Source organism: Billgrantia aerodenitrificans (assembly GCF_021404405.1).
In the GTDB taxonomy this organism is placed as follows: domain Bacteria; phylum Pseudomonadota; class Gammaproteobacteria; order Pseudomonadales; family Halomonadaceae; genus Halomonas; species Halomonas aerodenitrificans.
Window position 1 is genome coordinate 34106 of the sequence record NZ_JABFTV010000017.1, and the last position, 13024, is coordinate 47129.

General features: G+C 63.3%; 15 protein-coding genes. 9 read left to right on the top strand and 6 right to left on the bottom strand.

Annotated elements, in window-relative coordinates; translation table 11 throughout:
* Positions 1-150 precede the first annotated feature (150 nt).
* Positions 151-1017 (top strand): WYL domain-containing transcriptional regulator, encoded by an 867-nt coding sequence (locus HOP59_RS22435; protein ID WP_234255622.1) that lies wholly within the window; start codon positions 151-153, stop codon positions 1015-1017.
* Between the two features lie 23 nt (positions 1018-1040).
* On the opposite strand, the gene HOP59_RS22440 is transcribed toward HOP59_RS22435, so the two are convergent.
* The gene (locus HOP59_RS22440) at positions 1041-1637 is read right to left on the bottom strand and encodes a malonic semialdehyde reductase (RefSeq protein WP_234255623.1); all 597 of its coding nucleotides are present in this window, start codon (positions 1635-1637) and stop codon (positions 1041-1043) included.
* A gap of 78 nt (positions 1638-1715) precedes the next feature.
* Positions 1716-2201, bottom strand: coding sequence for a TspO/MBR family protein (locus tag HOP59_RS22445; RefSeq protein WP_234255624.1), 486 nt, complete (start codon positions 2199-2201; stop codon positions 1716-1718).
* A 115-nt stretch (positions 2202-2316) separates the two neighbouring features.
* Here HOP59_RS22445 and HOP59_RS22450 point away from each other — a divergent pair, with 115 nt between their 5' ends.
* The 8 genes from HOP59_RS22450 (at position 2317) to HOP59_RS22485 (ending at position 9933) form a co-directional block, all read left to right on the top strand.
* Positions 2317-3849 carry a winged helix-turn-helix domain-containing protein gene (locus HOP59_RS22450; RefSeq protein WP_234255625.1) on the top strand — a complete coding sequence of 511 codons (1533 nt, stop codon included), beginning with the start codon at positions 2317-2319 and terminating at the stop codon, positions 3847-3849.
* Between the two features lie 169 nt (positions 3850-4018).
* Complete coding sequence (locus tag HOP59_RS22455; protein ID WP_234255626.1) at positions 4019-4855, top strand: class I SAM-dependent methyltransferase; 837 nt, start codon at positions 4019-4021, stop codon at positions 4853-4855.
* 193 nt (positions 4856-5048) lie between these two features.
* Positions 5049-5669, top strand: a complete 621-nt coding sequence (locus HOP59_RS22460; RefSeq protein ID WP_234255627.1) for a hypothetical protein — start codon at positions 5049-5051, stop codon at positions 5667-5669.
* Positions 5670-5796: 127 nt separating this feature from the next.
* A complete protein-coding gene (locus HOP59_RS22465; protein ID WP_234255628.1) occupies positions 5797-6696 on the top strand; it encodes a metal ABC transporter permease in 900 nt (299 codons plus the stop codon).
* A 132-nt stretch (positions 6697-6828) separates the two neighbouring features.
* The gene (locus HOP59_RS22470; protein WP_162832591.1) at positions 6829-6978 is read left to right on the top strand and encodes a hypothetical protein; all 150 of its coding nucleotides are present in this window, start codon (positions 6829-6831) and stop codon (positions 6976-6978) included.
* On the top strand, positions 6978-7712 hold the full coding sequence (locus HOP59_RS22475) for a metal ABC transporter ATP-binding protein (RefSeq protein ID WP_234255629.1): 735 nt from the start codon (positions 6978-6980) through the stop codon (positions 7710-7712). Before HOP59_RS22470 ends, HOP59_RS22475 begins: the two co-directional genes overlap by 1 nt.
* Entirely contained in the window at positions 7709-8599 is an 891-nt protein-coding gene (locus HOP59_RS22480; RefSeq protein ID WP_010626358.1) for a metal ABC transporter permease, read from the top strand. Before HOP59_RS22475 ends, HOP59_RS22480 begins: the two co-directional genes overlap by 4 nt.
* Positions 8600-8637: 38 nt before the next feature.
* Positions 8638-9933 carry a metal ABC transporter solute-binding protein, Zn/Mn family gene (locus HOP59_RS22485; protein ID WP_234255630.1) on the top strand — a complete coding sequence of 432 codons (1296 nt, stop codon included), beginning with the start codon at positions 8638-8640 and terminating at the stop codon, positions 9931-9933.
* Positions 9934-9984: 51 nt separating this feature from the next.
* Here the strand turns inward: HOP59_RS22485 and HOP59_RS22490 are convergent, their stop codons facing one another.
* The 4 genes from HOP59_RS22490 to HOP59_RS22505 form a co-directional block, all read right to left on the bottom strand.
* Entirely contained in the window at positions 9985-10746 is a 762-nt protein-coding gene (locus HOP59_RS22490) for an SDR family NAD(P)-dependent oxidoreductase (protein ID WP_010626355.1), read from the bottom strand.
* A gap of 23 nt (positions 10747-10769) precedes the next feature.
* Entirely contained in the window at positions 10770-11702 is a 933-nt protein-coding gene (gene kce / locus HOP59_RS22495; RefSeq protein ID WP_234255631.1) for a 3,5-dioxohexanoate:acetyl-CoA acetone transferase, read from the bottom strand.
* Positions 11703-11844: 142 nt separating this feature from the next.
* Positions 11845-12618 carry an SDR family oxidoreductase gene (locus tag HOP59_RS22500; protein ID WP_234255632.1) on the bottom strand — a complete coding sequence of 258 codons (774 nt, stop codon included), beginning with the start codon at positions 12616-12618 and terminating at the stop codon, positions 11845-11847.
* A 37-nt stretch (positions 12619-12655) separates the two neighbouring features.
* Positions 12656-13024, bottom strand: a 369-nt coding sequence (locus tag HOP59_RS22505) for a TRAP transporter large permease subunit (RefSeq protein ID WP_234255633.1), incomplete at its 5' end; no start/stop codon positions are given.

A 13024-nucleotide genomic window follows, 5' to 3' on the forward strand; every position in this document is an offset into this window, starting at 1 on the left:
GGCGAACTCCCTTTCGTTTGTTGTTCTCACTACCCCTCATGTAATCACTTGTTAGTATGGGTAACTAGTGATGTATATCAAACCAGCGTACTAAGCAGCCCGGTCATTCCTTTTCCGCTTGAGTGCGCTGGGATCATGGAGAAGCCAACGATGGAAACGACCTCACTGCCCTGGGACACTCAAGCCCGCTATCGCCTGATCGAGATCCTGGCGCTCTGGGAGGGGCGAGTGACGGCTTCACAGATCGGGGCAGTATTCGGCATCGGCAGACAGCAATCTCAAAAAATCATTCGTCAATACAGGGAGTTGGTGCCGATCAGCCTCCTCTACGACGAATCGAGAAAGGGATTCATCCCAACCGAAGACTTCAGGCCACGCTTTACCCTGGGTCGGGTCGAAGAGTACCTACATCTGCAAGGTGCGAACCATGAACTGGAGTCTCCCTTCGCAGGGTTGAGCCTGGGAGCTGCAAATACCGAATCCCTACCGATGCCCAACCGGGAGATTTCACCTCAAGTAGTGAGGGAGGTCGTCAAGGCCGCACGCCAGGGTACGAGGCTTGAGGTGAACTACGCTTCGTTTTCGAATCCCGAGGGAGAGGACCGGGTACTCGTGCCGCATACTCTTGTGTTCGCGGCGGGTCGCTGGCACGTTCGGGCATTTTGTGAAAAGCACCAGCAATATCGTGATTTCGTGCTGAGTCGATTTCGTGATGTGCCAGAGCCCTGCGGCACCATGCTGGGAAAGCACAGTGGTAAATTCGATACCGAGTGGCATACGCAGGTGGAGGTTCGGCTGATTCCCGACCGCCGCCTGCCGCAAGTCGAGCGCTCACTCATCGCTCATGACTATGGGATGGCAAACGGTGAGTTGGTACTGACCTGCCGTGGCCCGCTCGTGCTGTATGCGTTGAGGGAGCTGGGGCTGAACCCTCAGCACAGCGAGGTCAATCCGCGTGCACAGCAGGTCGAAATCGCCAATCGTGAGGAGCTGACCCCCTGGATACGCTGGGATTGAGCGTTTTACGCCGGTAGCAAGCCTCAAACCACCTCCGCCACTTCCTCGAACGCCAGCCTCGGCCCCCTCGGGCGCTGAGTTTTCGGCTCCCCCACGCCGAGGTTGACCAGGAAGTTGCTCTTGTAGCGGCCGTCCGGAAAGAACTCTTCGTCGACCATGTCGTGGTCGAAGCCGCTCATGGGGCCGACGTCGAGCCCCAGCATGCGTGCGGCGACGATGAGGTAGGCGCCCTGCAGGGTGCCGTTGCGGCAGGCGGTGTCGCTGGCTTTGTCGGGGTTCTCGGCGAAGCGCTCACGGGCGTTGGGCGATTGCGGGAAGACGGTGGGCATGTGTTCGTAGAAGCGGGTGTCGATGGCGACGATCACGGTGGCTGAGGCTTCGTGGGCCTTGTCGCGGTTGCCTTCGGAGAGCGCCGGGATCAGGCGCGACTTGCCCTCCTCGCTCACCACGAAGACGTAGCGCGCCGGCTGGCAGTTCATCGAGGTGGGCCCCCACTTGAGCAGGTCGTAGAGCTCGCGCAGAGTGGCCTCGTCGATGGGCTCGTGCTTGAAGCCGTAGTGGGTGCGCGCTTTGCGAAACACGGTATCCAGCGCGGTGTCGTCGAGGGGCTGACGAGGCATTGAACTCTCCGGTTCGAAGTGGGCTCAGCTAACTTTACGCGTTCGTTACCGGCCGGTCACGACCGGTTGTGCGAAGCGTTATCCATTCAGCCAGACGATCCCTGCGTTGAGGTAGCCCGCAAAGCTGACCCAGGCGAGGTAGGGCACCAGTAGCCAGGCAGCCAGTGACGAAATGCGGGCAAAGCGACGAATCGTCAGCAGCAGCAGCCCCCACAGCAGCACGAGATCGAGCAGGGCGAAAACCATCAGGTTCATGCCGAAAAACAGCAGCGACCATAGCCCGTTGGCCACCAACTGGGCGACGAAGGGCCACAACACCGTGACCCGCTGCTCGGGGGATACCCGAAGCGTAACCCGCCAGGCGGCTATCGCCATCAGCAGGTAGAGGATCGTCCAGACCACCGAAAAGACCCAGCCGGGGGGTGTGAGCGGCGGCTTGTCGAGCTCGGCATACCAGGCTCCTGGCGAGGTAAGAGCCCCAATCATGGCCACGAGGGCGACCACCAGCAGCCAGCCGAGAAAGACCATCAACGAGTGACGGGGGGCGACGGAAGGGACTGTCATGCGCAACTCCTTTTGCTCGATGTCACCAGTGGAACGAAGCGGTTACCCCCGGCCTGAACCATACTCTAGACCAGAGCAACGATATTCAAATATATGCCCGGGACGGCACAACGCCATGACCCTCCGGTTTGACGATTTCGAACTCGATACGGCGCACTATGAGCTGCGTCGACACGGCGAGCTGCGTCGCGTGGAACCGATGGTGTTCGATCTCATCGTGCACTTCGCTCACCATCCGGATCGGGTCTTCAGTCGCGATGAACTGATCGAGGCCGTGTGGGCGGGGCGGATCGTCTCGGACGCTACCGTCGCTTCCTGCATCAAGCAGGCACGGCGCGCGCTGGACGACAGCGGCGACACCCAGGTCTACATCAGGACGGTACGCGGCCGAGGCTTCCGCTTCACCGCGAGCGTGACCGAAACCGACGATGATGCCTCTGAGCGTGTAGCGAAGACGGCTTCCCCGTCCTTCGGCAGCGACGATCCCGCCCTGCTCATTCTGCCGCTGCGTGCATTGGCCGACGCCTCTGAGCTCAATCGGTTTGCCGATGCGCTGACCGGCGAGCTGAGTTCCATCCTCACGCGGATACCGCTGCTGCGCCTGAGCGCCCGGGGCGGACAGTATCTCGACCGCCCGGTGACACCGGCCGCACGCGAGCTTCACGAGGCGCTGGGGGTCGATTACGTCTTGGAGGGCAGCGTGCAGGCCTGGCCCGCTGAGGGCGCGGAGCGGATGCGCGTGACCGTGCATCTGACCGATGCCAAGGCCGGCTTTCGTCTGTGGGCCGAGACCTTCACCCTGGTCGGCCCGGTGGGCGAGGCCCTCGACATCGGCGTGCCCATGATCATCGCCAAGCTGGAGCCACAGCTGCACCGTGCCATCTATCGCAAGGTGAGCAGTCTCGATGGCGAGCGTAGCGCCCGCCAGCTCTATCTCGAGGCCAGCGGTATCCTGGCGCTGCAGGGTTGGCATCCGGAGTCTTTCTCGGCGGCGGCGGATCTGCTGCGGCGCAGTTGGCGGCTGGAGCCGGGCTTCGCCCTGGCGGCGGCCTATCTCTCGCTGGTACGTGGGCTGGGACATCGCTTCGATCTGATGAGCGATCACGAGCAGGCATGGGCGGAAGCACTCGATGCCGCCGAGTGCGCGTTGCAGCTCGATAGCATGGACTCGACCGTACTCGGTCACGCCGGGTGTGCGTTGGCCGATATCGGTTATCCCGACCGCGGCGTGCCGATGCTACGCAAGGCCCTGGAGATCAATCCGGCCAACGCCCAGGCCTGGGCGGCATTGGGCTCGGCGTACCTGGCCGGCAACCGTCCGGAGGAAGCGGTCGCTCATCTGCGCCATGGCATTCGCATCAGCCCGCTCGACAGCCGCCTGTCGATCTGGGGCTCGGTACTCGCCATTGCCTATCTGCTCCTCGGCGACCGTGGCGCCGCCCGTGAGCAGGCCGAACTCGCCTGCCAGCGCGACGACCGCTGCTATATGCCTCGCATCGTGCTGGCCGCCATCCACCGGCTCGATGGCAGGCAGGAGCTGGCGCGCCAGGCGCTGGAAGATGCCTATCGCATCAAGCCTGACCTGACCCTCAAGCAAATTGCGGCACTGGTCGGGCAGAAGCACGGCATGCGCTTGGTGGCACTGTAGCCCTGTTTGCCCCGCACCCTCTCCTCTCCCCACGCAAATCCCCACAAATCCCCACGCAACCCGCAAGCCGGTGGTGAGAGCCCTGCATAGGCTGAGCTTGTCGCTCGGAAGTACCCACTGCGGGTAGAGCGACGACAGCACTGAGACAATCCACCCAAGGAGTTTTGACATGACGCTCTCTACCCCGCTCGGGTCGCAGGCCGCCGGCCCCGATTACGCGGCAATCAAGGCCAAGCAACAAGCGGTTTGGGGTGCCGGCGACTACTCACGTATCGGCGTTACCCTGCAGATCGTCGGCGAACAGCTGTGCGAAGCCATGGACCTGCGCGCCGGCCAGTCCGTGCTCGACGTGGCCGGCGGCAACGGCAACGCTTCGCTGGCGGCGGCCCGGCGATTCTGCAAGGTCGTCTCCACCGATTACGTGGAAGCGCTGCTGGCCAAGTCCGCCAAGCGCGCCGAAGCGGAAGGGCTGGCGATCGACTACCGGACGGCGGATGCCGAGAGCCTGCCGTTCGCCGACGCCTCTTTCGACAACGTGGTCTCCACCTACGGGGTGATGTTCACGCCCAACCAGGGCCAGGCCGCCGCGGAGCTGCTCCGGGTATGTCGGCCCGGCGGCAAGATCGGCCTGGCCAACTGGACCCCGGCGAGCTTCATCGGCCAGCTGTTCAAGACAATCGGTCGCTATGTGGCGCCGCCCGCGGGGGTGAACTCACCGGCGGCGTGGGGCACTCAGGAGTTTCTCGAGACGCATTTCGGCCCGCACGTACAGAAGATCGAGGCTCAGCCGAGGTATTTCACTTTCCGCTACCAGTCGCCAACGCATTGGCTGGATGTGTTCAGCACCTACTACGGGCCGACGCTGAAAGCGTTCGAAGCGCTTGATAGCGAAGCCAGGCAGGCGCTGCGTTCGGAGGTCCTCGCTCTGATCGAAGCTCACAACCGCGCTACGGACGGCACCATGGTGGTGCCCTCGGAGTATCTGGAGGTGGTCATCACGCGTTAGTCGGCTGCACGCCGGGAGCGGCATACTGGTGCTCCCGGCATTGCTCACGCGCCGTAATGCACGTCGCGCTTTTCTTTTCGCCCTTTTCTTCGCTCGACTACTTTTATAAAAACAAAAGATCACAATTCCCTTATCTGACAAGGAATCCCTCATGCTTCGCCTTTCCCACCTGCCCTTTGCATGCGCCCTCCTGATGTTTTTCTCCCCCTTGGCCCTGGCCCAGCAGTCCACTCAGGAGTACCAGGCCTACGAGGACGCCCTGGCCCGGGGCGAGCGCCATGCCAACGTGTGGCAGTACGGCTGGGCGGGGGTGTACGCCTCTACGCTTGCCGTGAACGTCTATCAGGCCAGCGAGTCGGACAGCCGCGATACTCGTTACGATGCCAGAGTGGGCGCGGTGAAGTCGGCGCTGGCGCTGGCCGGTACGCTGATGGATCGCCAACCGCACCCGGCAGCTCGGCGTCAGTTGAGCGAAGGCGGTGGCGATATCGAAAGTGCGCGCCGGCTGCTGCATGAGGTGGCCGCAGAAGAGCGTCAGCGCCGCAGCCTGGAGGCGCGCCTCGGCTCGCTGCTGGTGAATACGGCCTCGGGCCTGCTGATCGGTGTGGGCGACGGCCGCGGCCGCGATGGGGCGATCAATTTCGCCACCGGCATGCTGGTCAGCGAGCTGCAGCTGCAGACCCAACCACGCCAGGCCTCGGTGGCGATCAATCGCTTCCAGCCGGCCCGGGTTTCGTTCGGCGACATGCACCTGGAAGGCGAGTATGCCCTGCTGGTGACGCCCAATCAGGTGGGCGTGGCGCTGCGCTATTGAGCCCCTTGGTTGGTGTATTGATGAGATGTATTGGTGAGATGGAAGAGCCCTGACTTCTGAGTCTGGGCTCTTATCTGATCTATTTATGTTATGATATAACATATCTAACAACGCTTTGGCCTGCCCCATGCTCGATACGCTGCTCTGGTGGCTGACGTCACCCTTCGACTATGCCTTCATGCGCCGCGCCCTGGTGGCGTCATTGGCTCTCTCGCTTACCGCACCGATTCTCGGCGTGTTTCTCACCCTGCGCGGCATGAGCCTGATGGGCGAGGCACTGTCGCATGCCACTCTGCCGGGCGTGGCCGTCGCCTTCATGCTGGCCGGCTTCTCCCTGCCGCTGATGATGGCCGGCGGCGTGCTGGCAGGGCTGATTACCGTTGCCCTGGCCGGTGGGGTGACGCAATTCAGCGGGCTCAAGGAGGACGCGGCCATGGCCAGCCTGTTCCTGGTGGCCATGGCCTCGGGGGTGCTGATCGTGAGCCTGTCGGGGAATGCGCTGGATCTCGGCCATGTGCTGTTTGGTAACATACTGACGGTGGACAGCCGCACGCTGATGCTGGTGGCGGTGGCCAGCAGTGCGATAATGATCGGTGTGGCGGTCGCCTTTCGTGCTCTGGTGGTGGAGTGCCTGGATCCGCAGTTTCTGACGCTGCAAGGGCGGCATGCCGGCTGGACCCATGCTCTGTTCATGATGATGGTGGTACTGAGTCTGGTAGTGAGCTTTCAGACCCTGGGCACGCTGATGGCAGCCGGCCTGATGCTGCTGCCCGCCGCCGCTGCACGCTACTGGAGCCAGCGGCTCGAGGGCATGATCGCCATTGCCGTCGGCATTGCCCTGGCTGCCAGCATGGTGGGGTTACTCGCGTCCTACCACGCCGGCCTGCCCTCCGGGCCTACGATCATTCTGCTGGCAGGGTTGGTGTACATCATGTCGATCGTGCTTGGTCCTTATCACAGTTTGCGAGCGGGCCGAACCCGACCCAAAGCGGCTCTATTGGCGCAGCGTTCACAACTGATTCCTTGAGCGGTTCCCTTTTGCTGTGAACGCTGCATACTGCCGCCCTGGATCAGTTGGTCCACGGTCCTGTCTGATGGGCTAGACTTTACCGACTGTTTTGTAATGTTATATCTTAATCTGTTTCGTGAGGGGGCATGTATGGCACACCGCACGCACCGGCACCGCCCCGAAGGGCCATGCCATTTTTCATTGATGTCGCTTTCCGCCACGCGCCGCCTGCTGCTGGCTGCCGCGCCGCTGGGTGTGCTGTGGTTGGCCGTTTCCTGGGCGGCAGGATGGTGGGGCTGATGTCGGAAACGCAGAGCTCGCGCCTGGAGCTACGCGACCTGCAGCTGGCTCAGGCCAACCGCACCGTGCTCGAACACGTGAACGGGAGCTTTCGCGATGGCGCCATCACCGCTTTGGTGGGAGCCAACGGCGCGGGTAAGAGCACGCTGATACAGGGCATCATGGGCATGCTGCGCCCGGTAGCGGGCAAGGTGGTGTGCTCGGTACCCAAGGAGCGCCGTGCCTGGCTGCCACAGCAGTTGGCACTCGATCTTACCTTCCCCATGAGCGTGGAAGAGCTGGTGATGACCGGCAGCTGGCCGAGCCACGGCGCGCTCACTGGGTATTGCGCCCGTCACTATCGCCGTGGGCGTGAAGTCATGGCGCGCCTGGGCATCTCCCACCTGGCCCACCGCCCGCTTGGCGAGCTTTCCGGCGGCCAGCGTCAGCGTGCGCTGATCGGCCGAACCCTGATGCAGGAAGCGGAGCTGCTGCTGCTCGACGAGCCGTTCGCCAACGTCGACGTGGAAACCGTCGAGGTGCTGATGACGGTACTGCATGAGATGGCCGACAACGGCACCACCATCATCGTGGTACTGCACGACATGGAGCAGCTCGCGCGCCTGGCCGAAGAGGTGGTGGTGCTTCATCAGGGGCACGCCCGCTGGACCACGGCCCAGGCGGTGCTTCACAGCCAGCCGACCGCCGCCGAATCGGCCCGCCTCGCCCTGGGCATGCCGGGGGTGGGAGCATGATCGAACTGCTTCACGAGTGGCTGATCGCCCCCTTCGATTACGGCTTCATGCGGCGCGCCGCGGTGGCCGGCCTGGCGCTGTCGCTGGCGGCGCCGCCCATCGGCGTGTTTCTGATGCTGCGCGGCATGAGCCTGATCGGCGATGCCATGGCCCATGCCATTCTGCCCGGCGTGGCGCTGGGCTTTCTGCTCGCCGGCTTCTCGCTGCCGGCCATGAGCCTGGGCGGCGTGCTCTCGGGGCTGCTGGTGGCCATGCTGGCGGGCAGCGTGTCGCAGATGACCGGCCACCGGGAAGACTCGGCCATGGCCAGCTTCTTCCTGATCTCGCTGGCGGCGGGGGTGATGCTGGTCTCGCTGGGGGGCAGCAGCGTCGATCTCACCCATGTGCTGTTCGGCTCGATCCTGGCGGTGAACACCACCGCGCTGCTGCTGATCGCGGCGATCAGCAGCGTGATCGTCTTCACCCTGGCGCTGATCTTCCGTGCCCTGGTGGTGGAGTGTCTCGACCCGCTGTTCCTGCGCGGCCAGGGCATGCAGGGTGGTCTGGTGCACGGTGTCTTCCTCGGCCTGGTGGTGCTCAACCTCACCGCCGGTTTCCAGACCCTGGGCACCCTCATGGCGGTGGGTTTGATGATGCTGCCAGCCACCACCGCACGCTTCTGGAGCAAGCGCCTGGAAGGTCTGATCGGCACCGCCATTCTGCTCGCCATGCTGGCCAGCACCGGTGGGCTGCTGCTCTCTTACCACCTCAATATCCCTTCCGGCCCGGGCATCATCCTGCTGGCAGGCTTGGGCTACATGCTCTCCGCTTTGTTCGGCCGGCATCACAGTCTGCTGGCCAAGCTGAGGCGGCGCGCCGCCCCGCTTGGCTCTCCGGAGCCACTTTGAACGAGCACGACAATATAAACCCTTCACGGAGGACTTCCATGCGACACGTTACACCAGCACTGATCATTGGCACTTCAGCCATGCTGGCACTGCCGGCTGCCATTGCCGCCGAGCGCATTCAGGTCGTCACCAGCTTCAGCATCCTGGCCGACATGGTGCAGAACGTGGGCGGCGAGCATGTGGAGGTCACCTCGCTGGTCGGCCCCGACAGCGACGCCCATGTCTATTCCCCCACCCCGCGTGACGCCCGTGCCCTGGCCGATGCCGATCTGGTAGTGTTCAACGGCCTGCTGTTCGAAGGCTGGATGGAACGGCTGATCGATTCCAGCGACTACAGCGGCCCGCTGGTAACCGCCACCGACGGCATCGACAAGCTGGATTATCACGGTCATGACCACGGGCATGCGCATGGCCATGACCACGGGCACGATCACGATCATGACGACGGCCATAGCCATGACCACGATCATGACAATGGCCACAGTCACGACCACGAGCATAACAACGGCCACAGTCACGACCACGAGCATGACAATGGCCACAGTCACGACCACGAGCATGACAACGGCCACAGTCACGACCACGAACATGACAACGGCCACAGTCACGACCACGAGCATGACAACGGCCACAGTCACGACCACGAGCATGACAACGGCCATAGCCATGACCATGACAACGGCCACGACCATGAGCACGGCGATTACGATCCCCACGCCTGGCAGGACCTGGCCATGGGCAAGGTGTACGTCGGCAACATCCGCGACGGACTGATCGAGGCAGACCCGGACAATGAAGCAGCCTATCGCGAGAATGCCGAGAACTACATCAACGAGCTGGCGGTAACCGACGCCGAAATCCGCGAGCTGATCGGCGAGATTCCCGCTTCCACCAGCGTGATCACCGGCCACGACTCCTTCGGCTATTTTGCCAACGCCTACGGCCTGCGCTTCCTCTCACCGGTGGGACTTTCCACCGAGGCCGAGCCCAGCGCCGCCGACATGGCACGGCTGATCGACGTGATTCGCGAGCAGAACGTGCGCGCCCTGTTCCACGAGAACATGACCAGCCCCGCGGTGATCAACCAGCTCGCCGAGGAAACCGGTCTCGAGGTCGCTGGCACGCTCTATGCCGACGCCCTGGCAGCCGAGGGCGAGGCCAGCACCTACCTTGGCATGATGCGCCATAACGCCCGTGTGCTACATGACGCCCTGGCGGATCATGACGACCATGACCACGACCATGAGCACGGCCACGATCACGGCGATGACCATGAGCACAACGATAACGGCCACGACCATAGCCATAGCCATAGCCATAGCCATAGCCACTGAGGTTCACCCCAGTGCTGTCCACAGGGGGCGCCGGCGGCGCCCCTTTTCTTTTCAGAATCTCAGCCCGCCATCACATTCGATGATGCGTCCGGTGAAGTAGTCGTTGTCGAAAACGAATGCTACGCTCTGGGCGATGTTGTCGGCCTCGCCCAGGCGTTTCAGCGGCACGGAGCCGGCAATTCGTTCGTACATGTCGGGGCGCATGGCGGCCGTCATGGGGGTCTCGATGAACCCCGGCGCCACCGTGCCCGTACGAATGCCGTACCGGGCCAGCTCCTTGCCCCAGGTCACCGTGAGCGCATGCACGCCCGCCTTGGCGGCGGCGTAGTTGCTCTGGCCCATGTTGCCCGCGCGGGAGATGCTCGAGATGTTGACGATCACGCCTCCTTGCCCTGCCTCGACCATTTGCGTCGCCGCTTCGCGGCCGCACAGGAAAACACCGGTCAGATTCACGTCGATCACTCGCTTCCACGACTCGAACGACATGCGCTTGGTGACGGCGCCAGCTTCCGCCTTGAGCAGCAGCGCGTCGTCGGTGATGCCGGCATTGTTGATGCAACCCGCCACCGGCCCCAGCCGCTGGGCAATATCGGCAAACGTCTCGATTACCGATGCCTCATCGGCAACGTCCAGCGGAAAGGCATGGGCCGTGATGCCTTGCACCGTCAGCGCGGAGACCGCCTCATCCAGGATTTCTGCACTTTTGTCCAACAGCGCGACGCTTGCACCCTGGCTGCCGAGGCGCTGCGCCATGGCATAGCCGAGCCCACGAGCGCCACCCGTGATCGCAATGGTTTTGTCGTTGATTTTCATGTCATTCGTGACTCATCGTTATCTTAGAAGCCGACCTTGTCGGCGCCTTTCAGCTGCAGCATTTCGCGAGCCTCGTCGGGTGTCGCAATCTCCAAGGAGAGCCCTTCGAGGATCTTGCGCACCTTGGTCACCTGGCTGGCATTGCTCTCGGCCAGCTTGCCCGGCGCGAGCCACAGCGAGTCTTCGAGGCCGACCCGCACATGGCCGCCCATGGCGGCGGACTGGGCGGCAATGCGCATCTGATGGCTGCCGGCGCCCAGCACGGACCACTCGTAGTCGCTTCCGAACAGGCGATTGGCGGTACGCCGCATGTGCAGCACGTCTTCCGCATGAGGGCCGATGCCGCCGAGGATGCCGAACACGCTCTGCACGAACACCCGCCCGTCGATGAAGCCGCGGTCCATGAGATTGCGCAGGTTGTAGAGGTGACCAATGTCGTAGCATTCGCACTCGAAGCGAGTGCCGCTCTCGGCACCCAGCGTCATGGTCTTCTCGATGTCGGCAAAGGTGTTCTTGAACACCAGGTCGCGACTTTTCTCGAGGTGCTCTACCTCCCACTCGTGCTGAAAGCTGTCATAGCGCTTGAGCATGGGAAACAGGCCGAAGTTGATCGAGCCCATGTTCAGCGAGGCGAGCTCGGGCTTGAATTCGATGGCCGGCCGCATGCGCTCCTCCACGCTCATGTGCGGGCTGCCGCCAGTGGTGAGATTGACGACGGCGTCGGTGGCGCTCTTGATGCGCGGCAGAATCCGCTCGAAGACCGCCGGGTCCTGGGTGGGCTTGCCGCTGTGCGGGTCGCGCGCATGAAGATGAAGAATGGCAGCGCCGGCCTCTGCGGCAGCGATGCCCGCCTCGGCGATCTCCTCGGGGGTGACCGGCAGATGGGGGGACATGGACGGGGTGTGGATAGCGCCGGTCAGGGCGCAGGTGATGATGACCTTGCGTTGCGATGCCATGGAAAATTTCTCCAGCTAGGTGAGGTCCAGAAGCGATCGGTGCAGGACCGATGGGCCATCAGAACAGTGGCGATAAGGCACGGCTTCGCCGTCTGGCACCGGACATACCGGTGCCAGCGTCAGGCGATGCCTGAGGTGCCGCTTAAAGTGATTCGACGTTGGCGCAGACGCTCAGCGCTTGGCCCGAGATGTTGGCGCCGGCGGGGGCGGACAGGAACAGCGCCATGGCGGCGATATCCGTGGGCTCGACCATGCGCTTCATGGAAACTCCGGAGAGGTATTCCTTCTCCATCTCGGCGTAGCTGAGTCCGCACTTGGCGGCCCGATCCGCGATGACTCTCTCGATGCGCGGTCCGCGAACGATACCGGGCAGAATGGCATTGACCCGCACCCCCGCAGTGCCGAGCTCCGAGGCCAGGCTCTTGGTCAGGCCGACGATGGCCCACTTGCTGGCCGCGTAGGGCGTGCGATAGGCGAGGCCCAGGCGGCCGGCCACTGAAGACATGTTGATCAACACCCCCTGGCTCTCGCGCAGCAACGGAACGGCCCGATGCGCAACCCGGTACTGGCCGTTGAGATTGATGTCGATGGTGCGGGTCCAGGCATCCTCATCGATCTCCTCGATGCCGGCGGTGGGCCCGGCGATACCGGCGTTGTTGATCACCACGTCGAGCCCACCCATGGCCGCAGCATCCTGAAACAGCCTGTCCACATCCGCTTCCCGGCTGACGTCGGCCACGGTGTGGCTGATACCCTCGGGCAATGCCGCCAGCGCCTGGGTATCGATATCGCAGGCGTGCACGCGAGCGCCCACTTCGAGGAAGGCCTGGGCCATGGTCAGGCCAATGCCGTTGGCGCCGGCGGTGATCAGCACTCTGAGTCCCGGGCGCGGCATCAAGCTATCTATCACTTTCATCGTCAGTTACTCCATTGAATCTCGAGAGCGAGCCGGCTCAGCTGCCCATCAGCAGCGAAGGCAGGCCGGTGATGAGCACCGGGAAAAAGGCCATCAGCACACAGGCCAGCAGGATTAGTGCACAGAAGGGAATCACCGCCTTGTACAGATCGACGATCTCCACTCCCTTGGGCGCCACCCCTTTCAAGTAGAACAGCGCATAGCCGAACGGCGGGGTGAGGAACGAGGTCTGCAGCACCACCGCCACCATCACCACGAACCACAGCACGTCCACGCCCATCTGGCTGACGATCGGCAGCATGATCGGAAAGCTCAGCAGCACGATGCCGGTCCAGTCGAGGAACATCCCCAGCAGGAACACCAGGAACAGCATCAGGATCAGCGCCCCGGTGGTGCCGCCGGGCAT

Bases quoted from the DNA above. Each gene is read 5' to 3' on its own strand.
- HOP59_RS22435 (WP_234255622.1), top strand. From the start codon at position 151: ATGGAAACGACCTCACTGCCCTGGGACACTCAAGCCCGCTATCGCCTG.
- HOP59_RS22440 (WP_234255623.1), bottom strand. From the start codon at position 1,637: ATGCCTCGTCAGCCCCTCGACGACACCGCGCTGGATACCGTGTTTCGC.
- HOP59_RS22445 (WP_234255624.1), bottom strand. From the start codon at position 2,201: ATGACAGTCCCTTCCGTCGCCCCCCGTCACTCGTTGATGGTCTTTCTC.
- HOP59_RS22450 (WP_234255625.1), top strand. From the start codon at position 2,317: ATGACCCTCCGGTTTGACGATTTCGAACTCGATACGGCGCACTATGAG.
- HOP59_RS22455 (WP_234255626.1), top strand. From the start codon at position 4,019: ATGACGCTCTCTACCCCGCTCGGGTCGCAGGCCGCCGGCCCCGATTAC.
- HOP59_RS22460 (WP_234255627.1), top strand. From the start codon at position 5,049: ATGTTTTTCTCCCCCTTGGCCCTGGCCCAGCAGTCCACTCAGGAGTAC.
- HOP59_RS22465 (WP_234255628.1), top strand. From the start codon at position 5,797: ATGCTCGATACGCTGCTCTGGTGGCTGACGTCACCCTTCGACTATGCC.
- HOP59_RS22470 (WP_162832591.1), top strand. From the start codon at position 6,829: ATGGCACACCGCACGCACCGGCACCGCCCCGAAGGGCCATGCCATTTT.
- HOP59_RS22475 (WP_234255629.1), top strand. From the start codon at position 6,978: ATGTCGGAAACGCAGAGCTCGCGCCTGGAGCTACGCGACCTGCAGCTG.
- HOP59_RS22480 (WP_010626358.1), top strand. From the start codon at position 7,709: ATGATCGAACTGCTTCACGAGTGGCTGATCGCCCCCTTCGATTACGGC.
- HOP59_RS22485 (WP_234255630.1), top strand. From the start codon at position 8,638: ATGCGACACGTTACACCAGCACTGATCATTGGCACTTCAGCCATGCTG.
- HOP59_RS22490 (WP_010626355.1), bottom strand. From the start codon at position 10,746: ATGAAAATCAACGACAAAACCATTGCGATCACGGGTGGCGCTCGTGGG.
- kce (WP_234255631.1), bottom strand. From the start codon at position 11,702: ATGGCATCGCAACGCAAGGTCATCATCACCTGCGCCCTGACCGGCGCT.
- HOP59_RS22500 (WP_234255632.1), bottom strand. From the start codon at position 12,618: ATGAAAGTGATAGATAGCTTGATGCCGCGCCCGGGACTCAGAGTGCTG.